At 73.1% G+C, this 19941-nt stretch carries 17 protein-coding genes; 7 read left to right on the top strand and 10 right to left on the bottom strand.

Translation table 11 applies throughout. From position 1 onward, the window contains the following. Nucleotides 1-38: 38 nt before the first annotated feature. Nucleotides 39-1253, top strand: coding sequence for an ROK family protein (locus ACFXOA_RS12550; RefSeq protein WP_385025781.1), 1215 nt, complete (start codon nucleotides 39-41; stop codon nucleotides 1251-1253). 146 nt (nucleotides 1254-1399) lie between these two features. Here ACFXOA_RS12550 and ACFXOA_RS12545 read toward each other — a convergent pair whose 3' ends face one another. Beyond that, nucleotides 1400-1924 carry an ATP-binding protein gene (locus ACFXOA_RS12545; RefSeq protein WP_385025778.1) on the bottom strand — a complete coding sequence of 175 codons (525 nt, stop codon included), beginning with the start codon at nucleotides 1922-1924 and terminating at the stop codon, nucleotides 1400-1402. 212 nt (nucleotides 1925-2136) lie between these two features. Then, on the bottom strand, nucleotides 2137-2499 hold the full coding sequence (locus tag ACFXOA_RS12540) for a hypothetical protein (protein WP_385025775.1): 363 nt from the start codon (nucleotides 2497-2499) through the stop codon (nucleotides 2137-2139). A 228-nt stretch (nucleotides 2500-2727) separates the two neighbouring features. On the opposite strand from ACFXOA_RS12540, the gene ACFXOA_RS12535 reads away from it, so the two are divergent. Further along, entirely contained in the window at nucleotides 2728-3861 is a 1134-nt protein-coding gene (locus ACFXOA_RS12535; RefSeq protein WP_385025772.1) for a PLP-dependent cysteine synthase family protein, read from the top strand. A 31-nt stretch (nucleotides 3862-3892) separates the two neighbouring features. On the opposite strand, the gene ACFXOA_RS12530 is transcribed toward ACFXOA_RS12535, so the two are convergent. From ACFXOA_RS12530 to ACFXOA_RS12520, 3 genes are all read right to left on the bottom strand, one after another. Beyond that, complete coding sequence (locus tag ACFXOA_RS12530; RefSeq protein WP_385025769.1) at nucleotides 3893-5011, bottom strand: PP2C family protein-serine/threonine phosphatase; 1119 nt, start codon at nucleotides 5009-5011, stop codon at nucleotides 3893-3895. Nucleotides 5012-5126: 115 nt separating this feature from the next. Beyond that, on the bottom strand, nucleotides 5127-5561 hold the full coding sequence (locus ACFXOA_RS12525) for an SRPBCC family protein (RefSeq protein ID WP_385025766.1): 435 nt from the start codon (nucleotides 5559-5561) through the stop codon (nucleotides 5127-5129). A 126-nt stretch (nucleotides 5562-5687) separates the two neighbouring features. Then, nucleotides 5688-6518 carry a DeoR/GlpR family DNA-binding transcription regulator gene (locus ACFXOA_RS12520; protein ID WP_385025763.1) on the bottom strand — a complete coding sequence of 277 codons (831 nt, stop codon included), beginning with the start codon at nucleotides 6516-6518 and terminating at the stop codon, nucleotides 5688-5690. Nucleotides 6519-6829: 311 nt separating this feature from the next. Here ACFXOA_RS12520 and ACFXOA_RS12515 point away from each other — a divergent pair, with 311 nt between their 5' ends. Continuing rightward, nucleotides 6830-9133: a hypothetical protein gene (locus ACFXOA_RS12515; RefSeq protein WP_385025960.1), complete on the top strand. Its 2304-nt coding sequence runs from the start codon at nucleotides 6830-6832 to the stop codon at nucleotides 9131-9133. Here ACFXOA_RS12515 and ACFXOA_RS12510 read toward each other — a convergent pair. From ACFXOA_RS12510 to ACFXOA_RS12495, 4 genes are all read right to left on the bottom strand, one after another. Beyond that, entirely contained in the window at nucleotides 9103-11535 is a 2433-nt protein-coding gene (locus ACFXOA_RS12510; RefSeq protein ID WP_385025760.1) for a right-handed parallel beta-helix repeat-containing protein, read from the bottom strand. The two genes, ACFXOA_RS12515 and ACFXOA_RS12510, sit on opposite strands and share 31 nt — an antisense overlap. Before the next feature lie 217 nt (nucleotides 11536-11752). Then, on the bottom strand, nucleotides 11753-12370 hold the full coding sequence (locus tag ACFXOA_RS12505) for a hypothetical protein (protein WP_385025757.1): 618 nt from the start codon (nucleotides 12368-12370) through the stop codon (nucleotides 11753-11755). A gap of 121 nt (nucleotides 12371-12491) precedes the next feature. Continuing rightward, nucleotides 12492-13349, bottom strand: a complete 858-nt coding sequence (locus ACFXOA_RS12500; protein WP_385025754.1) for an MOSC domain-containing protein — start codon at nucleotides 13347-13349, stop codon at nucleotides 12492-12494. Between the two features lie 45 nt (nucleotides 13350-13394). Beyond that, a complete protein-coding gene (locus ACFXOA_RS12495; RefSeq protein ID WP_385025752.1) occupies nucleotides 13395-13871 on the bottom strand; it encodes a DUF6643 family protein in 477 nt (158 codons plus the stop codon). 838 nt (nucleotides 13872-14709) lie between these two features. Between ACFXOA_RS12495 and ACFXOA_RS12490 the strand changes: the two genes are divergently transcribed. Together ACFXOA_RS12490 and ACFXOA_RS12485 are read left to right on the top strand one after the other, a co-directional pair. Then, on the top strand, nucleotides 14710-15807 hold the full coding sequence (locus ACFXOA_RS12490) for an ABC transporter substrate-binding protein (protein ID WP_385025749.1): 1098 nt from the start codon (nucleotides 14710-14712) through the stop codon (nucleotides 15805-15807). 164 nt (nucleotides 15808-15971) lie between these two features. Beyond that, complete coding sequence (locus ACFXOA_RS12485) at nucleotides 15972-17255, top strand: TerD family protein (RefSeq protein WP_385025746.1); 1284 nt, start codon at nucleotides 15972-15974, stop codon at nucleotides 17253-17255. A 28-nt stretch (nucleotides 17256-17283) separates the two neighbouring features. On the opposite strand, the gene ACFXOA_RS12480 is transcribed toward ACFXOA_RS12485, so the two are convergent. Continuing rightward, nucleotides 17284-18465 carry a glycosyltransferase gene (locus ACFXOA_RS12480; protein WP_385025743.1) on the bottom strand — a complete coding sequence of 394 codons (1182 nt, stop codon included), beginning with the start codon at nucleotides 18463-18465 and terminating at the stop codon, nucleotides 17284-17286. Between the two features lie 58 nt (nucleotides 18466-18523). Here ACFXOA_RS12480 and ACFXOA_RS12475 point away from each other — a divergent pair, with 58 nt between their 5' ends. Further along, nucleotides 18524-19315, top strand: a complete 792-nt coding sequence (locus tag ACFXOA_RS12475) for a glutamate racemase (RefSeq protein ID WP_385025740.1) — start codon at nucleotides 18524-18526, stop codon at nucleotides 19313-19315. Nucleotides 19316-19374: 59 nt separating this feature from the next. Then, complete coding sequence (locus ACFXOA_RS12470; protein ID WP_385025737.1) at nucleotides 19375-19935, top strand: hypothetical protein; 561 nt, start codon at nucleotides 19375-19377, stop codon at nucleotides 19933-19935. Nucleotides 19936-19941 lie beyond the last annotated feature (6 nt).

Raw genomic sequence — 19941 nt, 5'->3', positions numbered from 1 at the left:
CGTCGGGAACGCCCCGGGATCATGGGAGACTCGCCCCCATGAACGGCAAGTCGACCACCACGCGGACGAAGTTGGAGAGGGGCCGCAGTGCGCTCGGGCCCGCTCTGGAGCTCGTGCACACGGGGCGCGCCCCCACCCGCGCCGTGCTGACCTCCGAACTCGGCGTCACCCGCGCCACCGCCGGCGCGGTCGCCGCGGAACTCGAGGCGCTCGGACTCATCAAGGTCGACTCGAGCCCCGGCTCCGCCGCGGGCTCACAGGGCCGTCCCTCGCACCGGCTGTCCGTCCGGGAGGGCGGTCCGGTGGCCTTGGCCGCCCAGGTCCACTCGGACGGCTTCCGCGCCGCACTGGTCGGGCTCGGCGGCGGGATCGTCGCCACGGCACCGGGCTGCGTCGCCGTGATGGCCGACCCCGCACAGGTGCTCGGCGAGGTCGTCGAAGCCGGGGCGCGCCTCCTGCGCGAGAGCGGCCTGCGCTGTGTCGGTGCCGGTCTCGCAGTGCCCTCGGCCGTGGCGGAACCCGACGGGACGGCGCTCAACCCGCTGCACCTCGCCTGGCCCGCCGGGGCGCCGGTCCGGGACATCTTCTCCGCCTGTGTACGCGCGGCGGGCATCGCCGGCCCCGCGTTCACCGGCAACGACGTCAATCTCGCCGCGCTCGCCGAGCACCGGCACGGAGCCGGACGCGGCGCCCAGCACCTGCTGTGCGTGGCCACCGGCCACCGGGGTGTGGGTGGTGCCCTCGTTCTCGACGGCCGTCTGCACAGCGGGAGTTCGGGACTCGCCCTGGAGGTCGGGCACCTCACGGTGAACCCGGAGGGGCGCCCTTGCCACTGCGGCGGGCGCGGTTGTCTCGATGTCGAGACGGACCCCCTCGCCTTCCTGACCGCCGCACGCAGGCAGCCCGGCCCCGAGGAGTCGCTGCTCAAGCAGTCAGGGGATCTGCTGCGCACGGAACTCGGCGATCCGCGGGTACGCGCTGCCGCGGAGGAGCTGATCGACCGGCTCGGGCTCGGCCTCGCCGGACTGGTCAACATCCTCAATCCCGACCGGATCATCCTGGGAGGGCTGCACCGCGACCTCCTGGAGGCCGATTCCGAGCGGCTCCGGGCCGTCGTCGCCGACCGCAGCCTGTGGGGGCGTAGTGGGAGCGTGCCCATCCTCTCGTGCACGCTGGACCACAACAGCCTCGTGGGCGCGGCCGAACTCGCCTGGCAGCCGGTACTCGACGACCCGCTGGGCGCACTGGCCTGACGCGACCGCCTCCCCGGAGCCAGGCCGGTGCGACGCGGGTGCACCCGGGCCGGACTCTCCGCGGTCGGAGAACAGCGCGAGAACAGCGCGGAGCGGTCGGTCACGGGGGCCGACGTGCTCCGCGCCGTTCTCGCGCCCGCCTCCCGTCAGCCGACGACGGTGGACCGGGCCCGCATCCTGGCCGCCGTGGACTCGGTGAGCGCCATGACGTCCGAGCCGAACGGGCCGTCGGTCGTCGACCCGTAGACGGGGAGCGGGGGCAGGGCGGTGGTGAAGGACGGCGCGGGCAGGGTGAACCAGATGACCTTCCCCGCGTCGTCGCTCGGACGTACGCCCCAGCTCTCGCTCACCGCGGCGATCATCGCCAGTCCGCGCCCGGAGGTCGCGGACTGGGCGGCGTCGCACACGGTGGGCAGCCGGGGGTCGTGGTCGTGGACGGAGACCGTCAACCGATCGAGCAGGAGCTCTACCTCGACGGTGCATGATTTGTCCGGCTGCGCGTGCCGGTGGACGTTGGTCAGCAGTTCTGTGACGCCGAGCGCGGCATGGTCGACCAAGGGGTCGAGATGCCAGTAGCGCAGTTGCGCCGAGATGATTCTGCGGACCTGACCGATCCGCGACGGCAGGGCCTGGAGCTCCACCGCGCAGTGCCTGCTTGGCTCGCTGATCACGGCTGCGACTCCCCGAAATAGGTCCGGAAGAAGACGAAGGAACGGATCCAGCTGATGGCTGGCTGCTGTTGCTGGTCATGCGTGGTCCGCCCTGTGTGGCTCGCGGCGGGTGGCTTTCGCTGTCACCGCCGGTGCACCATCAGTGACGTGTGACCAGCGTGACGCAGGGGGTGAGCCTCCGCAACTCGCGGTCGGTGAGGGGGCCCGGCGCCTCAGTCGTGGCGTCCCGCGGCGTTCCTCAGGGCTTCCAGGAAGCCGCGTACCGGCGCCGATCCGCCGGGCCGGCGGTTGCGCTGGCCCATCGTGAGCCGGTAGCGCACACCGTTGATCCGGGCGACCGCCGCGTCCGCGGCGGGGAACCAGGGCCTCCCGGCTCTCACCGCCGTCACGGGGGCGCTGGCGATCTCCCGCCCGTTGCTGGTCAGCAGGATGATCCTGCCGTCCTTGACCATCACCTGGCCCGCTCTGGTCAGCGATCTCGCCCACCGCTGGATCCTGACGTCGCGCGCACTGAACTCCGCCGTTCCGCAATCCGGCGCGCCGAACCCGGACGCGCTGAACTCTGTCTCGGCCATGGCGACTTCACCCCCCTTGTACCGTCTTCCGCAAGTCTGCCCGCTGTCACGGCCCTTGCACCAGGGCACGTGGAAGCCGGTCACCCGCGCATGCCGGGCGTGCACGGCGGGGGAGCGGTACGACGGGGCCAAGGGGGGCCTATGAGCCGGTCAAAGCAAACGTTTGTGCAGGTGGGGAGAATATCGTGGCCCCACTGAACGGCTGCCAACACCTGAAGGAGACCGTTGATGGACACCAGTGAGCACCCACCCGGCGGGGGCGTCACGGAGACCGTGGACATCGACCGGAGCGACCCCGGCTACCGGGAGTGGCTCAAGGAAGCGGTGCGCAAGGTGCAGGCCGACGCGAACCGTTCGGCCGACACCCATCTCCTGCGCTTCCCCCTGCCCGAGCACTGGGGCATCGACCTCTACCTCAAGGACGAGTCGACGCACCCGACCGGCAGCCTCAAGCACCGGCTGGCCCGCTCCCTCTTCCTCTACGGGCTCTGCAACGGCTGGATCCGGCGCGGCAAGCCGGTCATCGAGGCATCCAGCGGATCGACGGCGGTCTCCGAGGCGTACTTCGCGAAGCTGATCGGTGTGCCGTTCATCGCGGTGATGCCCCGCACCACCAGCCCCGAGAAGTGCCGCCTGATCGAATTCCACGGCGGCCAGTGCCACTTCGTCGACGACGCCCGCCGCCTGTACGAGGAGTCCGCGGCGCTGGCGGCCGAGACCGGCGGCCACTACATGGACCAGTTCACGTACGCCGAGCGCGCGACCGACTGGCGGGGCAACAACAACATCGCCGAGTCCGTCTACCAGCAGCTGAGACTGGAACGCTACCCGGAACCCGCCTGGATCGTCGCCACGGCCGGCACCGGCGGGACCTCCGCGACGATCGGACGCTACGTCCGCTACATGCAGTACGACACCCGCATCTGTGTGCCGGACCCGGAGAACTCCTGCTTCTTCGACGGCTGGACCCGCCACGACCCGCAGGCCACCAGCGACTGCGGGTCACGCATCGAAGGCATCGGCAGGCCCCGGATGGAGCCGAGCTTCGTGCCGGGGGTCATCGACCGGATGATGAAGGTCCCCGACGCCGCCAGCGTCGCCGCGGTCCGGGTCCTGGAGCGGACCATCGGACGCAAGGCGGGCGGCTCGACCGGTACAGGACTGTGGAGCGCCCTCAGGATCGTCTCCGAGATGGTCGCGACAGGCCGCACCGGTAGCGTCGTCACCCTCTTCTGCGACCCGGGCGACCGCTACCTCGACAAGTACTACTCGGACGAGTGGCTGCGGGCCCAGGCCATGGACGTCCGGCCGTACACCCGGACCATCGACCACTTCCTCGCCACCGGCACCTGGTCCGTCTGAGCATCCGGGGCTGACCCGGCCGGAATTCGGGTCAGCCACGGGCGGGGAGCCGCTCCACGGCGACGACGGCCGCGTCGTCACCGAGACGGCCCCCCGCGTGCCGCAGCAGATCCGCGCGCACCTCCTCCAGCAGCCGCTCCGGTCCCAGACCGGGCCATGAGGCCGCCCGTTCGGCCAGAGGGTAGAAACGGCCGGCGCGGTCGCGGGCCTCGGTGACCCCGTCCGTGTAGAGGAGCAGCACGTCGCCCTCCCGGAAGCTGAACACGTCCTCCGTGGGACCTACGGCGGACAGGGGACCCACTCCCAGAGGCGGACCGGGCTCGGTGGGATGGAGCGTGTGCACCCGGCCGGCCCTGAGCAGCAGGGGCGGCGGGTGGCCGCAGCTCACCAGACGTACCTCGGGAACGGCGTCCGGAACGTCGAGCACGGCGGCGGTGACGAACGCCTCGGCGATGCCCGGGTCGTCGCCCGCGCCGCCGTTCTCGTTGAGCGAGTCGATGCGGTGGGCGGCCACACTGCTGTCCAGCCGGGTGACCAGGCCGGGCAGATGCCCTTCCTGACGGGCCAGGGCGCGGAAGGCTCCGAGCACCCCCGCGGCGCCGCTGATGGCGTCAAGCCCCTTGCCCCGGACATCGCCGACGATGAAGCGGGTTCCGGCCGGAGTGCGTGCGGCGGCGTAGAGGTCGCCGCCCAGCTCCGCACCCTCCACCGCCGCGATGTAGAGCGAGGCCAGGCGCAGAGGGCCACTGTGCAGGGGCAGCGGCCGCAGTACTCCGCGTTGTGCCGCCTCGGCGACCGTTCGCAGCCGCACGGTCTCCGCGGCGTTGCGCTCCCGGAGGCGGGCGAAGAACGTGACCATGACCGAGATCAGGAAGAGGGCGATGATCTGGTACGTGTGGTTGAGGTCGGTGATGCTGGAGCGGTCCACGGCCACGGCGACCTGGGCCAGCACCGCGACGGCACCCACGAGGGCGGTGAGCCGGGGGCCGGCGAACGACGCGGTCATCGCGGGCGCCGCCACCAGGAACGGCCCGAGATGCACCTCGGGCGGAACATTGACGTCCACCACGGTCACCACGGCGATCAGCGTGAAGGGGACCGCGAGCAGTGCTCCGCCGGGGAGATCTCGCTGCCATTGCCGCAAACCCATGACTCCGGGATACCCCACCGGGCCCGCGCCCGCTCTTCCTGGGTGCACGGCGCCCGGACCGTCAGGCGCGCTCCCGCGGCCCCGTCAGGCGCGCCCGGGCGCGTACCGCAGCCCGTCAGTCCTCCAGCAGAACGTCCAGCTCACGGGAGAAGACCCGTCGGCCGGCGGTCGCCAGCAGCGGATCCGCCCAGCCCGGGAGCAGCCTCACACGCACGTCCTCGACCCAGATCACGTGCGAACCCGAACCGGTCGGACGGACGTCGATCGAGGCCCGTCCCAGCACCACGGAGCCTCGCTTCTCCACCTGGCACAGACCCGCCCGGCCCGCGGAGGGCGGGACCCACCGGACCACTTCCATCGGGTCGTCGAAGCCCAGGGCGCCCAGCCCCGTACGCGCCACGAACACCGTCCCGTGCCCGGCGGGCGGACCCGGCGCGACGGTGACAGAGGTGAGGGGAACCGTACCGCCGTGCCGCTCCCACGCGGTCACCCGCCGCCACGCCTCGACGGTGGACAGGGAGGTGAAGCGCTCGACACGGAAGACGGCCACGTCTCGATCGTACGGGCTGTCCCGCAGGAGGGCCGCGGCGCTCGGGGCGCGCCCCGGGCGTGCGACGGCCGCGGCGCGCTGTCCGGGGGAGCGGGAGACGATCCACCACCCCGGACCCGGCTGCCGCTATTCCTCAGGCGACCCGCCGGCCAGGACCAGACCCGGCAGATGTTCCTCGATCTCGTGACGTGATCCGTCCGGCAGCCCGGCGTCCGTGACGAAGGTGTCCACCTCGTCGAGCGTGGCGAAGGAGCTCAGCCCCACCGTGCCCCACTTCGTGTGGTCGGCGACCACCACGACCCTGCGCGCGGCCCGCACGAGGCGGCGGTTGGTCTCGGCCTCGGCGAGATTGGGAGTGGAGAGGCCCGCCTCGACCGAGATGCCGTGCACCCCGAGGAAGAGCACGTCGAAGTGGAGCGAGTCGATCGCCCGGTCCGCGACCGGACCGACGAGCGAGTCCGACGGCGTACGCACACCCCCGGTCAGGACCACCGTGGCCGCACCGGCCCGCGGTCCGCCCGACGACGGAGGGCGCTGCGCACCGTGGAACACGTCGGCCACCCGGCCCGAGTTCGTCACCACCGTGAGACCGGGTACGTCCAGGAGATGCCGGGCCAGCGCGAACGTGGTCGTACCGCCGGAGAGCGCGATGGCGCTCCCGGGCACCACCATCGCCGCGGCGGTGCGCGCGATGTCCTCCTTGGCGCTCAGCTCCAGCGTCGACTTCGCCTCGAAGCCGGGCTCGTGCGTGCTCGCCTCGACCACCGGGACGGCGCCGCCGTGCACCTTCTCGATGACGCCCTGACGCGCCAGCGCGTCCAGGTCCCGGCGGATGGTCATGTCGGAGACGCTCAGCTTGCGGGTGAGCTCGTTGACCCTGACCCCGCCACGCTTGCGCACGTCGTCCAGGATGAGCGCGCGCCGCTGTTCCGCGAGCAGGTTCTGGTTGTCGCTCAACGCCGGCCCCCGTCCTTCCCACACTCCGCACCGTCCGGCAGCGGTCCTGCGGGACTCCGCCATCCTCCCACGCACGTGTGCGGCTCGTGGCACTGGGGAGATTCGGTGAGATCACGTGCGATGGGCGGCCCTGTCCGCGAAGGTGGTGACGGCGCATCAGCCGACGCCAGGCCTTCCCGGGCCAGGAGCCGCACGTACCGGAGAGCGAGCGACCGACCTTGCCCCCACCCCACCCGACTGACGCGACGCCGACCGCCGGCCCCGCACTGGAACTGCTCGTCCACGGCGTCGGCGGGACCACGCCCCAGGAGATGCTCGGTGACCCCCGCACCACCAGGATCACCGGTGACGCCACGGCCGCGATCCACCGGCGAACGGAGGACGTCGGAGCCGAGGCGCACCCCGAGCGCCACCGCGACGGCCCGGTCGCCGAGGCCTACTGCTGGTCCAACCTGACCTCCGGCGACGGCTCCCGGGCCCTGTGGCTCCTGCTGCTCCCGTTCATGGTGGTCAACCTGGCGCACTGGATGAGGCCCACCGCACAGGGAAGCGACCGTGCCGTCCGGGTGTACGGCGTGCTCGTACGCCTCGTCGCCCTGTCCCTCACCGTGCTGCTGACGGCCGCGGCCTGCGAGGTCGCCCTCGACCTGGTCGCCTGGCAGTGCGCGGGCGCTCCCGCGTGCTCGGGAGGCCGCTCCTGGCTCGGGTTCCTCTCCACCCGTCAGGACGGATGGTTCTCCCAGCCCGGGCGCCGCCTCGCCGTCGCGGCAGCCGTACCGGCGGCCGTGGTCGGCCTCCTGTGGTTCCTCTCCGACCGGACCTGGAGCGCCTACGAGTCCCAGCGCCCCCTGACCGGACACGAGACGGACGACGGCTCGGACGCCGACACCGACCTGGCCGCCGGGCCGGAGACGCCACTGGTCAGGCCGGCCCTCGCCCGGCCCGGGTTCTGGTACGGGCGCAGGCTGGTCGCCCGGCTGCGCGCGGCCCACACCGCCGCCGGTCTCCTCACCGTGGCCGCGGCGGTCGGCGGCACCGCCGTACGGTACGACCTGACCGACGGCAGCCCCGTCCCCGCGGGGGCCGGCGCACTGCTCTGCGCCGGCCTCGCGCTCTGCGCACTCGTCGTCGCCGCCGTGGTCTGCCACCGGGGCCGCAGCGAGAGTCGCCTCGACGACCGGCTCGACGAGGCCGTCACCGCCTACCTGCCCGCCGGGGCCCTGGGGCTGCTCCTCTGCGCGGTGGTGTACGCCGGCTGGTCACGGCCCGGCTGGGAGTCCTCGGGAGTCCTCCCCGGCGAGACCGTGTTCCGCGTACTCACCCTGAGCCAGGGGCTGCTGGTCGTCCTGCTGGGCGCGGTGGCACTGATCCTCCACCGGCGTGCCCCCGAGCCGCGCACCACCCTGCGCGGTCTCGGCGGACCCGTGGTCGCCATGCTCGCCTGCGCACTCGGCGGAGTGATGACCGGCGGCTCCGCCCAGCGGGTCGCGGACTGGCTCGACGGACCGGGAACCCCGGGCATGGGAGCGGGCGCGGACATACCGGGCCCGCCCGTGCTCCTGAGCTGGCAGGCCTCCGTCATCCCCGTCCTGCTCGTACTGCTGCTCCCGCCCCTCGGCTGGCTCGCCGTGCGTACCGTGCGCCGCGCACGCCTGCTGGGACCCGCCGTCGAGGCGGAGTACGGCGAGAGCCGTCCCGAACCCGGGCGTACGCGGCAGATCGCTCGTGCCAGGTCGGCCGCCGCGCTCACCGACTCCGCCCCCGGCATCCTCGGCCTGCTCTCGGCGGCCACACTGCTGCTCGGGACCGCGGCGGTGACGGGCTCCTGGCTGACCGGAGAGGTCCCCGGGCTCGCGATGGACGGCAGTGGCCCCTTCGTCGAATCCCTCGCCGAGACCGCGCAGTCGACCGGCTCCTGGCTCACCGGCTTCGGAGTCATACTGTTCGTCACCTGGGGCCGCCGCGCCTACCGCGACGTGTCCGCCCGCCGGACCATCGGCATCCTCTGGGACGTGGGGACGTTCTGGCCGCGTGCTGCCCACCCCTTCGCGCCGCCCTGCTACGCGGAGAGGGCCGTACCCGACCTCACCTCCCGCATGTGCGCCTGGACGGCGAGCACCCGGGGCAGGCTCGTCATCTCGGGCCACTCACAGGGCAGCGTCCTGGCTGCGGCCGCGGTGTGGCAGCTTCCCGACGCGGCCCGCCGCCGCGTCGCACTGCTCACCTACGGCTCGCCCGTCGAGAGGCTGTACGGGCGCTGGTTCCCCGCCTACTTCGGCAGGATCCCCCTGGAAGGGCTCGAACGGTCGGTGCACTGCTGGCGCAACCTCTGGCGGTCGACGGACCCGATCGGAGGCCCCGTGCGGATCACCGAGAGCGGCGGGCCGGAGACCGACCGCGGCCCGCTGAGGGACCCCCTGGTCTACGGCAGGACCACCGAACACCCGCTGCCGGAACCGATCCTGGGGCACTCCGACTACCAGGCCGACCCCGCCTTCGCCGTGGAGCGGGCGGCACTTCTGGAACGGCTGCGGCCCGGGCTGCCCCAGCAGGCGGCGCGGGAGGAGCGGAGAGGGGGAGACGTTCAGGGCAGTGCCGGAAGGTCCTCGGGGTAGAGCATGGTCAGGTCGTCCGTGCTCGGCTCCACGAGCTGGGCGACCCTGCCCGCGTGCCGTTCCACCATCGACTCGAAGGTCTGACGGGCCGTCCGCCCGTTGCCGAAGGCGGGACCCTTCGGAAGCGCGGTGAAGTACTTCACCAGGGCTTCACCCGTTCCCTCCGCGAGGCTGTACTCGTGCTCCTCGGTCTGCTGCACGACGATCCGCAGCAACTCCTCGGGCTCGTAGTCGCTGAAGGTGATGGTCCGCGAGAACCGTGACGCCACACCGGGGTTGACGGTGAGGAAGCGCTCCATCTCGTGGGTGTACCCGGCGACGATCACCACCACCGCGTCGCGGTGGTCCTCCATCAGCTTCACCAGCGTGTCGATGGCCTCCCGTCCGAAGTCGCGGCCGGAGTCCTCGGGCGACAGGGCGTACGCCTCGTCGACGAACAGGACCCCGCCCCGCGCCCGGTCGAAGGCCTCCTGCGTCCGGATCGCGGTGGACCCGATGTGCTCGCCCACCAGATCGACCCGGGAGACCTCCACCAGGTGGCCGTGCTCCAGGACTCCCAGGGAGGCCAGGATCTCGCCGTACAACCGGGCCACCGTGGTCTTTCCCGTGCCCGGTGACCCGGTGAAGACCAGGTGCCTGCGTACCGAGGCGGCCTTGAGGCCGGCCTTCTGCCGACGGCGTCCCACCTCGATCATGTCGGTCAGGGCGCGCACCTCGCGCTTGACGCTGTCCAGGCCCACCAGCGCGTCCAGCTCGCTGAGCACGGCGCCGGAGTCCCGTGCCGGTTCGACCGGTGAGGCGGGGGCGGGGGCCGGTTCGGCGGCCCGCTGCCCCGGCATCGCGCCGAGCAGCCCGGGCGAGGACTGCGTCGCCGTCAGGACCGCGGGCGGCGGGGCGGGGGTGCCGCGCAGACCGCTCTCGTCGCTCGAACAGTCCTGGGCCACGGGACCGCCCGGGTGACCGTCTCCGCCCGAGCCCTCGGGGAACTCGTAGCCACCGCGGGCACACCGCTCCGTCCTGCACCTGGTCAGGGTGGACCTGCAGCCGTCCATCACATGGAAGCCGTACCCCTCGCTTCCGGTGACCCGGCAGCCGTCGAACGTGCCGCGGCCCTCGGCGGAGACGTAGAACCCGGCCTCCGCGGGCGAGGTGACCGTGCACCGCTCGATGAGCGGGTCGGCTCCCTTGGTGACGATGACACCGGTCTGCGCGGCGTCGATGGTGCAGTTGTTCAAGGTGCCGCCGCTGCCGTGGTCGCGGAACCACGCACCGGTCGAGGCCTCGCGGATCCGGCAGTCGTCGAGCTGGGCCGTGGCGCCGTCGCTCACCGAGACCGCCGTGTTGCGGATCTGGGACAGGTCGCTGTCCACGACGTCGGCGCGGGAGCCGCGGTCGAGGACGAAAAGGGCGTCGGGCACGTCGTGGACCCGGCAGGAGTCGAGTATCACCGTGGCGCCGTCGCTGACCCAGACCGCCGGGTAGTCCCCCGTACTGTCGTGGATCTCGCACTGGTTGGCGTCCACCCGGGTGCCCGGGTCCCAGACGGAGAGGCCGTTGCGGCCGAACCTGCGGACGGTGGAGCGGGTCAGGGTGAGCACGGAACGCGAGCGCAGGTCGATCGCGTTCTCCGGGATGTCGTGGATGTCGCAGTCGGCGAGCGTGAGGACCGCGTCGGTGTCCAGGGTGACCCCGTCGGCCGACGTACGGTGCACCGTGCAGTCCGTGAGGTGCGCCGTCCCGCGCGAGGTCACCTGCACCCCGGTCCCCTTGACCTCGTACACCTCGCAGCCCACCGCCTCCAGCGCGCTCGCCTCACCGGTGACGCTCAGCCCCGCCCCGGACGCGTGGTGGACGCGGCAGCGCTCGAGCCGGGGGTGCGCGCCGTCGCGTACGGAGACGCCGGACTGCCCGGCCGAGACGATCTCGCACTCCTCGAACACGCCACCGGCGCCGTCGAGCACCGCGATACCCACGCCCGCCGGGTTGTCCACCGTGCAGCGGCGGACGGTCGGCCTGGCCGCCCCCCGCACCTCCACACCGGCGGCCGACCGGGTCACGATGCGCAGGTCCGACAGCTCGGGAGCGCCCTCCTCGACCAGCACCGCGGGCGCGGCCGAGTCCTGGCCCTCGACGTGCAGGTCCAGGAGGACCGCGGAGGCGCGGACGGTCAGGGGGACCCCGTCGGCCGGGGCGATCCGCACGGAGCCGGCGGAACCCTCGGGTCCGCGCAAGGTGACCGCGCGGTGGACGACGAGGTTCTCCCGGTAGGTGCCGGGCGCGACGGTGAGGACGTCACCGTCGGCCGCGGCCTCCAGGGCGGCGGTGAGGGAAGCGTATTCGCCCGTTCGGCGCCGCCATCGCGATGTGCCGGTGTGCGTCACCTGGACCGTGCCCTGTGCCATGGTGCTGCTGTGCCCCCACCTCGTGCCGTGTGCGCTGCCTCGTGCCGTGTCCCTGGGGCCGACGGTGCGCCGCCCGCCCTCTCACCCGCCTGCCGAGGAGTCGGGCGGGCCGGTCCACCGTAGCGCGCGTGACGGGCGCGAGTTGACGGGTCGGCTGTTCAGGGCCCTGACGAGTGGCCCGGCACAGCCGTGTACGAGGAGAATCCGCTCCGCGTGATCAGCTGCCCGTACCCGTTCTGCCCCAGTCGGGGCCGACTTCGGCCCAGGCGCGGTCGAGCCGGTCGTACCGCCGTTGCATCATCTGCCATACGACGGACCTGCGGGCCAGCTCGGTGAGCCCGATCGCGAGCAGTGCCGCGCCCACGCCGGCGAGCACGGCGTGGGTGTGCGCCGTGGCCGTGTCCATCGGGCGCATCGCGGGCCGTCCCTGGGCGTCCGTCCAGATCCGGACGTGCGAGCCGGGGGTGGTCCGCGCCGATCCCGTCGACACGGTGCCCGTGCGGGGCGTCCCGTCCGGTGCGGTCCAGTCAGCCACCACCGAGGTCCGCGCGGAATCAGCGGTGACGGCGGCCTCGGGGTCCGCCGCGAAGCGGGGCCGGCCCGTGGACGCGCGGACCACCACGGCCGTGGTCGGACGGATCAGTTCGTGCTGGGCCCGCACCGACCGTGCCAGCACGTCGTCCGTGGCCGAGCCGACGCTCCAGCCCAGCACCGGCGCCGCCAGCACCATCACCACCAGCGCGGACAGAGCCACCCACGCCTCATGGCGATCGGTGGCACGGCACACGGGATTGTGCCGCCACCGCCGGATTCCCAGAACCGCTCGCACAGTCATCCACCCCCTTGCCCTTCCGTGATAACCCGGCGGGGATCTGTTCGCTTCCTCCGGAGGCGAAGAGAGAGCAACCTCACGTCGTCAAAGCCCGTGGCGGCCGGAAGAGTTGTCCTCGACCACCTCATCGGGGCACCGGGGGAGACGGGTCCGGCCTCCGTTCGAGGACCCGCACCGGATCTCCCGCCCGGATGGTGCCGGTGCCCTCCGGGATCAGGTTCTGGCCGAAGAGGAGTTGCTTCCCGTCCCGGCGATGCCGGGCGAGGGTCCGCAACGGCTCCGTGCCGCGCTCGGCCGTGCGCTGGTCGGTGGTCGTGATGACGCACCTGCCGCACGGCTTCACGACCCGGAGGACGACCTCCCCGATCGCGATCCGCACCCAGCGGTCCTCCGCCCACGGCTCCGTGCCCTCCACGACCACGTTCGGCCGGAAGCGGTCCATGGGCAGCGGGCCCTCGTGCGGATGCCCGCCCCGGGCCACCAGTGCGTTGAGGGCGTCCAGCGAGGCACGCGCGGTCAGGAGCAGGGGGAAGCCGTCGGCGAGGGACACGGTCTCGCCGGGGCGGCCGAACTCCGGGTCGACCGGCCTGCGGTGCGACGGCTCGTCGAGATGGACGAGCCGGACCTCCGCACCGAGGCGGGCGCCGAGCCACGCGTGCGCCTCCGGGGCCGCCGGCACCACCTCGACCGTGTTCCGGTGGAGCACGGCCGTGATCGTGCGGGCCGGATCGGGCACCCCCACCGTCAGAGCCGGGCAGCCCGGCGCTGACAGGACCACTCCGCCCCCCGGCAAAGGTTCGGCGGACAGCAGCGCCATGCGGGGCTGCTGACGCTGGGTGACGACCCTGCTCGCGCTGTCGATCAGCATCCACCTGCGGTCGCCGTCGAGTCCCCATGGCTCGACGACGGCCTCGCCGACCGCCTGCGCGGCCAGCGACTTCACCGGGTGGATGTACACGGCACCGAGGGCGGGAGAGCGCATGCCGCCATCCTGCCAGCCGTCACCGACAGTGCCCGGCAGCGGCCGTCAGTACCCCCGGCTCTGGTACGGGCGGTTGTAGGGGTCCTCGTACGGTGCCTGCGCGGGCGCCGGCCTCGGGGACGCCGGCCGCATCGACTCGTATCCCGTGCCGGGGCGCTGCGGTTGGGGCTGCTGGTAGCCCCGGGGCGCCGACGGCTGCTGCGGGATGTACGGCGCCGGTGCGTGCTGCAGGTGCGCGGGCTGCATCGCCGGCGCCTGCTGCGGCCCGGCGTTCTGGTACTGCGGCTGCTGCTGCGGATAGCCGTACGAGCCGGTGTGCTGCGACGGCGCCGCCGGCAGTGCGGGCAGGGCCGACGGCAGGGCGGGCAGGTAGCTGTTCCCGGTGTCGTACGCGGCAGGGACCCGGATCGGTGCGATCTGAGGGGTCCCCCGCTCGGCGACCAGGGAGTCGTAGATCGGGGTGTCGGGGAACGACGGCGTGGCGTAGTAGCCGCTGCCGTAGGTGGAGCGGGGGGAGGTCATGACCATAAGTTAAGCCCACGATGTGCTGGTTGGGGAGCCCCAATCCTGTGGTTATCCGTTTTACGTTGCTTTTGTTGAGCCGGCCCGCGAAGACATCGCTAAAGCCCTTGTAAACAGGTGAGCATTACCTCGGAGATCACCGGCGACAAGAGGTGTCCGAGACGCTACAAAGGGTGACAGCCGATCCGTGGTCGACGGGCGCCGCCTCGACCGGAAGCGGCGCGTACAGCTCTCCGAGGCGGACCGCTCCCGGAAGCGGGGCGCGACGGAACCCCCCCAGGCGGACGCCCTGTGCGCCGCGCCCCGAACCGGCCCCGAGGCGTCGGCGGTTCAGCGGCGCGAGGCGGCGCCCGGCGGTGATCACCGCGGGGCGCGCGGTTCCCGGCGGGGACGCCCGCCGCGCGCCGCCGTACGCGGACGCCTGCCGCGGCCGGGCGGCGGGACGCCCCGCCCCGGCGGAGGCGGCGCGCCCGGTATCGGCCGGCGGTGGTGACGTATGATCAGCATTGCGCGCTCGGGCTTTCGGGGGAACTCATGGATGGCATAGGGCCATTACGGTGCGGGCCGGCCGTAGAGGGCCTTGCCGAGGCCGGCGGCCGGCGCATTTCGGCGGCCGGTCCCTATGGCGCCCCGGCCGATTTGATCAGGCCCGCCGAAGGCCGCGTGAATTCGCGGTGACGTTTCCGCGGACACCGCGGCGGCGGTGTGCCCACTGCGGCCCGGCGGACCGTGTCCCGCCCGGTGCCGAGCGCGGCAGCACGCGCCCACGGCGGCCTCCGGCGCCCGCTCACCGCCCGGGCCGAGACATCCGTATCCGCAGAGGGGGAGACACCGGCCCATGAACGCAGCGCCTGTGAACGCAGCGGGGAGCACCGTCCGGATCGGTGCGCTCGCCCCGCTCTCGCCGCCCGGCTGGGTGGAGGCGGGCAGACATCTGCTCGCCGGACTGGAGCTGGCGGTCAAAGAGGCCAACGCCGGGGGAGGGGTGAGCGGCAGACCGCTCGAACTCGTGGTCAGGGACACCGCCGCGGATCCGTCCAGGGCCGTCGCCGCCGTGGACGAACTGGCCGGCTCAGGTGTGACCGCCCTGGTCGGGGAGTACCACAGCGTGGTCGCTCGCGCGGCGGCTTCGCGGGCGGCCGAACTCTCACTGCCCTTCCTCTGCTCCTCGGCGGTGCTGGACGCGCTGACCGACGAACCGACGGACCGGGTCGCCCGCATCTCCCCGCCGCAGTCGCGCGGCTGGCGGCTCTACGCCGACTTCCTGCTCGGCGCAGGCCACACACGCATCGCGGTGGCGACCGACCCGGGTGCCTACTGGGCCGCGGGGGCATCCGTCCTGCGGGACCGTTTCGCCGCACGCGGCGGGAGCGTCGCCGGACTCGACGCGCGCGCCCTCACCCCCGCCGGGATGTGCGACGAGGTCGTGGCCGTCGGCGCCACCGCTCTCCTCCTCCTGACCGGCCAGCCCGAGCCGGCCGTCCCCCTCGTCCGGGCCGCACGCAGGGACCGGCGCCTGAGCGGGCTCACGATCGGCGCCCCGGCCGGACAGCCGGAGTTCGCCGGGTGGGAGCGGTCACTCGGGAGGGACGGCGCCGCGATCCCCTTCCTCCGCTACCTGCCCGAGCGACTCGGCCCGCTCGGCCTGCGCGTGGGCGCGGCCCTGCGTGAACACCTGGGCGAGGAGCCCTCCTTCGTGGCGTTCGAGGGATACGACACCGTCACGGTCCTCGCCCGGATGCTGCGTACCCAAGGGGTGGACGGGGTGCGTACCGCTGCGGCCTGGGGAGACGTCGCCGTCGACGGAACCCGCGGGCGCATCCGCTTCTCCCGTGTGCCGGGCATCGGAGTCCTTCAGTGGGACGGCGCACCGGTCCTCGTCGTCGACCGCGATCCGGACCGGCGCGACCGCTTCCGGACCGTGTACGCCGGCTGAGGAGGGCCGGAACCGGCGTGCCCGGGACCCGGCTCCGGCGTTCGGCGCCGTCCGGCTGACCCGGGGGCACCTCACTCCCTGACGGGACTGTGGGCGCACCGGCGCCCCGGGGTCTAGGTTGTCGGGAGATTCTCCGGACCACCGGACTCGTGTTGGGGGCGAGCATGACCATGCAAAAGGGTACGAACGTCGCGGTGCCGGCGGGGGCCGTACGGATCGAGCTGGGCTGGCGGACATCGCCCGGAGCCCCGGACGTGGACGCGTCCGCGCTGCTGCTCGTGGCGGGGAAGGTACGCGACGACGCGGACTTCGTCTTCTACAACCAGCCGGTGCACGGGTCCGGCGCGGTGCGCCACGAGGGGAAGCGGACCGCGGCGGGTACGGTCACGGACACCCTCGCCGTGGACTTCTCCCGGGTGGAGCCGGCGATCGACCGCATCGTGATCGCGGCTTCGGCCGACGGAGGGCCCTTCAGCCGGGTGACGGGCCTCTACGTCAGCGTGGTCGACCAGGCGAACGGATCCGAGATCGCCCGCTTCGAGAGCGCGGACGCGACGGTGGAGACCGCGTTCATCCTCGGTGAGCTCTATCTGCGCCAGGGGGCCTGGAAGTTCAGGGCTGTCGGCCAGGGATACGGCACCGGACTCGCCGGACTCGCCACGGACTTCGGGATCTCCGTCGACGAACCCCGGCAGGCGCCACCGCAGCAGGCCCCTCGGCCTCCCGCCGCTGGCCGGCCTCCCGTTCCCGCGGTCGCGCCCCAGGCTCCCGCCACACCGCCCCCCGCGCCCCCGGCGGCGCAGCCCGTGCGGCTGACGAAGGTCACGCTGACCAAGGAGACACCGTCGGTGTCGCTGTCCAAGCAGGGCGGGACCTCCGGCGCGCTGAGGGTCAACCTCAACTGGGAGGTACGCAAGCAGTTCAAGGGCTGGGGCGCGAAGCTCGGCAGGGCCGTCGCCGTCCACGCCGACCTGGACCTCGACCTCTGCGCCCTGTACGAACTGACCGACGGGCGGAAGGGGGTGGTTCAGGCACTCGGGAACGCATTCGGATCGCTCCGGCAGCCGCCCTACATCCACCTCGACGGCGACGACCGCACCGGGGCCGTCTCCACCGGCGAGAACCTCACCGTCAACCTCGACCACAAGGACAGACTTCGCCGGGTCCTGATCTTCGTGACCATCTACGAAGGCGCCCGCAGCTTCGCCGACCTGCACGCCACGGTCACGCTCCAGCCCCAGAACGGCGCCCCCATCGACTTCTCCCTCGACGAGTGCACCGTGCCGTCCACCGTGTGCGCCCTCGCGATGATCACCAACAACGGGAGCGGCGACCTCACCGTCCAGCGCGAGGCGCGCTATCTGGTGCCCCAGCGCGGGGTCAGCCCGCAGCGGACCATAGACGCGGCCTACGGCTGGGGCATGAACTGGACCCCCGGACGCAAGTGACCCGGGACGTTCCCGGCCACGGGAGCGCTCAGGACTCCGGAGCGGCCTCGGGACGGGCGTACGTCCGCCCCTTCCAGGCCGCGCCGCGGCCCCGGTGGTGCAGCACCGCGGAGTCCACCGTCATCAGCAGGTAGAGGAACGCGGTGAAGGGGAGCAGCGGAGCCGGCCAGAGCGGCTGCCGGTAGTACCGGAGCATGGGCGCGTACGTCCCCGTCATCACGGCCCAGGCCGTTCCGCCCGCCGCCGCTGCCACCGCGTCGCCCGTCGCCGCCCCCGCCACCAGGGTGAGCGGCGGGGCGAGGTAGACCAGGGCGAGCCCCAGCACGGTCCCGGCCAGCAGGGCGGGACTGTGCCGCAGCTGTGCGTACGCACTGCGCGACACCATCCGCCACAGGTCCAGGAGGCGCGGATACGGCCGCACGCTCTCGACGCGGTCCGCGAGCCCCAGCCAGACGCGGCCGCCCGACCGGCTCACCGCACGCGCGAGGGACACGTCGTCGATCACCGCCTGGCGGATGGCATCGGGCAGCCTCGCCCGGTCGGCCGCTTCCGTCCGCAGCAGCACGCAGCCGCCCGCCGCCGCGGCGGTCCGTGACCGTGCCGAGTTGACCCGGCGGAACGGGTAGAGCTGTCCGAAGAAATAGACGAACGCCGGGACCACCAGGCGTTCCCACGCGCTCGTCACCCGCAGCCTGGCCATCTGGGACACGAGGTCGAAGCCGCCGTCCCCCTCGGCGCCGGCCGCGGCGACGAGTTCACGCAGGCTGTCCGGCTCGTGCGCGATGTCGGCGTCCGTCAGGAGCAGGAAGTCGGGCCGTCGCTCCCGCGCCGCCGCCATCCCGTGCCGCAGCGCCCAGAGCTTGCCCGTCCACCCCGCCTCCGGCTCACCCGGGGCCAGCACCGTCAACGGCAGCCCTCCGAACCGTTCGGAGAGCGACAGGGCCAGCTCACCCGTGCGGTCCTCGCTGCAGTCGTCCACGAGGAAGATCTCGGCCGCACCCGGATAGTCCTGGGACAGGAGGGACGGCAGACTCATCGGCAGGACCTCCGCCTCGTCCCTGGCCGGGACGACCACGGCCACCGAGGGCCAGCGCGCGGGCTCCCGCCGTGCCGGGAGCCGCTGGTCGGTGCGCCAGAAGAACCCCTGGCCCAGCAGCAGCCACACCCACACGGTCAGGGAACCCACGGCGATCCAGGCAAGGGCGCTCATTCGTCGAAGTCTGCCCCACGCCGACGGCAGCGCACGGGCGGTCGACTATGGTGACCGGGTGAAGATCGCACTCATGGACTCGGGAATCGGCCTGCTCGCGGCAGCGGCCGCGGTGCGCCGGCTGAGGCCCGACGCCGATCTGGTGCTGTCGTCCGATCCCGCCTCCATGCCCTGGGGACCGCGTACGCCCGAGGACGTGACCCGGCTCGCTCTCGATGTGGCACGTGCGGCCGCGGGACGGCTCCCCGACGCCCTGATCGTCGCCTGCAACACCGCCTCCGTCCACGCGCTGCCCGCCCTCCGCGCCGAACTGGAGCCCGGGCTGCCGGTCGTCGGCACCGTCCCCGCGATCAAGCCCGCGGCCGCGGGCGGCGGCCCCTTCGCCATCTGGGCGACGCCCGCCACCACCGGGAGCCCGTACCAGCGAGGGCTGATCCGCGACTTCGCCCGTTCGGCGGACGTCACCGAGGTGCCCTGCCCGGGCCTCGCGGACGCCGTCGAGCGGGCCGACGAGGAAGCGATCGACCGAGCCGTGGCCGCAGCGGCCGAGCTCACCCCGGCCGACGTGACGGACGTCGTCCTCGGCTGCACCCACTACGAGCTCGTCGCCGGCCGCATCCGCGCGGCGGTGGAAGCCGGCAGGACCGTCCGCTCCCCGCTCGTCCTCCACGGCTCGGCGGAAGCCGTCGCCGCGCAGGCACTGCGACGGATCGGGGCCACGCCCGCTCCGTCGGCCGAACCGGCCGGCACGCTCACCGTGCTCCTCGGCGGACACGCCGCAGACCTCACGGAGCCCGCCCTGGCCTACGCCGAGGGGCGCCTGCTCAAGGCGGTCAGCCCCGCCGTCTGAGCGGTCCGCGCGCCGCCACGCCCCGCCGCTTCGCCGGGAACGTGGGTACGCTGCTGGGCATGACGGACCACCCCGGCAGGACGCGGCACGGTTCGAGCCAGGCCCCGAGCACGGTCTGGACGGGCCGGGCCACCAACCGATTCCAGTGGCTGCTCGCCGCCGCGGGCGCGGGGTGTCTGGCCCTCGGGATCGAGCTGGCGGTCGACTCCGCCTGGAGCGCCGCGCTGATCGTGTCCGTGATCGGCTGCGTCGCCGCGGGGCTGCTGATCCTCTTCGGCACCCTCGCCTTCGTCCACGTCGCGGTGAAGGTCGACGGCGACGCCCTGGAGGTGCGCTGCGGCCACGCCGGACTCCCCAGACGCCGGATCCTGCTCACCCATGTGGTCGGCGCGGACTTCGCCCCCAAGGTGACCCCGCGCCAGTGGGGCGGCTGGGGCTACCGCTGGCGTCCGGAGAAGGGCACGGCCGTCGTCGTGCGCCGGGGCGAGGGCCTCGTGCTCAGGCTCGGGGACGGCCGGACGTTCACCGTCACCGTGGACGACGCGGAGGCCGCCGTGCGCTTCATCCGGGACCGGCTGCACCTGACGGCGGCCGGCAGGACCGGGCCCACGGGCACCTGAGTCCCG

The sequence above is a fragment of the Streptomyces sp. NPDC059166 genome (genome assembly GCF_042755185.1).
In the GTDB taxonomy this organism is placed as follows: domain Bacteria; phylum Actinomycetota; class Actinomycetes; order Streptomycetales; family Streptomycetaceae; genus Streptomyces.
This window is presented reverse-complemented; position numbering and strand designations above follow the sequence as displayed.

Bases quoted from the DNA above. Each gene is read 5' to 3' on its own strand.
- ACFXOA_RS12535 (WP_385025772.1), top strand. From the start codon at position 2,728: ATGGACACCAGTGAGCACCCACCCGGCGGGGGCGTCACGGAGACCGTG.
- ACFXOA_RS12500 (WP_385025754.1), bottom strand. From the start codon at position 13,349: ATGCGCTCTCCCGCCCTCGGTGCCGTGTACATCCACCCGGTGAAGTCG.
- ACFXOA_RS12515 (WP_385025960.1), top strand. From the start codon at position 6,830: ATGCTCGGTGACCCCCGCACCACCAGGATCACCGGTGACGCCACGGCC.
- ACFXOA_RS12495 (WP_385025752.1), bottom strand. From the start codon at position 13,871: ATGACCTCCCCCCGCTCCACCTACGGCAGCGGCTACTACGCCACGCCG.
- ACFXOA_RS12470 (WP_385025737.1), top strand. From the start codon at position 19,375: ATGACGGACCACCCCGGCAGGACGCGGCACGGTTCGAGCCAGGCCCCG.
- ACFXOA_RS12505 (WP_385025757.1), bottom strand. From the start codon at position 12,370: ATGACTGTGCGAGCGGTTCTGGGAATCCGGCGGTGGCGGCACAATCCC.
- ACFXOA_RS12510 (WP_385025760.1), bottom strand. From the start codon at position 11,535: ATGGCACAGGGCACGGTCCAGGTGACGCACACCGGCACATCGCGATGG.
- ACFXOA_RS12540 (WP_385025775.1), bottom strand. From the start codon at position 2,499: ATGGCCGAGACAGAGTTCAGCGCGTCCGGGTTCGGCGCGCCGGATTGC.
- ACFXOA_RS12490 (WP_385025749.1), top strand. From the start codon at position 14,710: ATGAACGCAGCGCCTGTGAACGCAGCGGGGAGCACCGTCCGGATCGGT.
- ACFXOA_RS12550 (WP_385025781.1), top strand. From the start codon at position 39: ATGAACGGCAAGTCGACCACCACGCGGACGAAGTTGGAGAGGGGCCGC.
- ACFXOA_RS12480 (WP_385025743.1), bottom strand. From the start codon at position 18,465: ATGAGCGCCCTTGCCTGGATCGCCGTGGGTTCCCTGACCGTGTGGGTG.
- ACFXOA_RS12485 (WP_385025746.1), top strand. From the start codon at position 15,972: ATGACCATGCAAAAGGGTACGAACGTCGCGGTGCCGGCGGGGGCCGTA.
- ACFXOA_RS12530 (WP_385025769.1), bottom strand. From the start codon at position 5,011: ATGGGTTTGCGGCAATGGCAGCGAGATCTCCCCGGCGGAGCACTGCTC.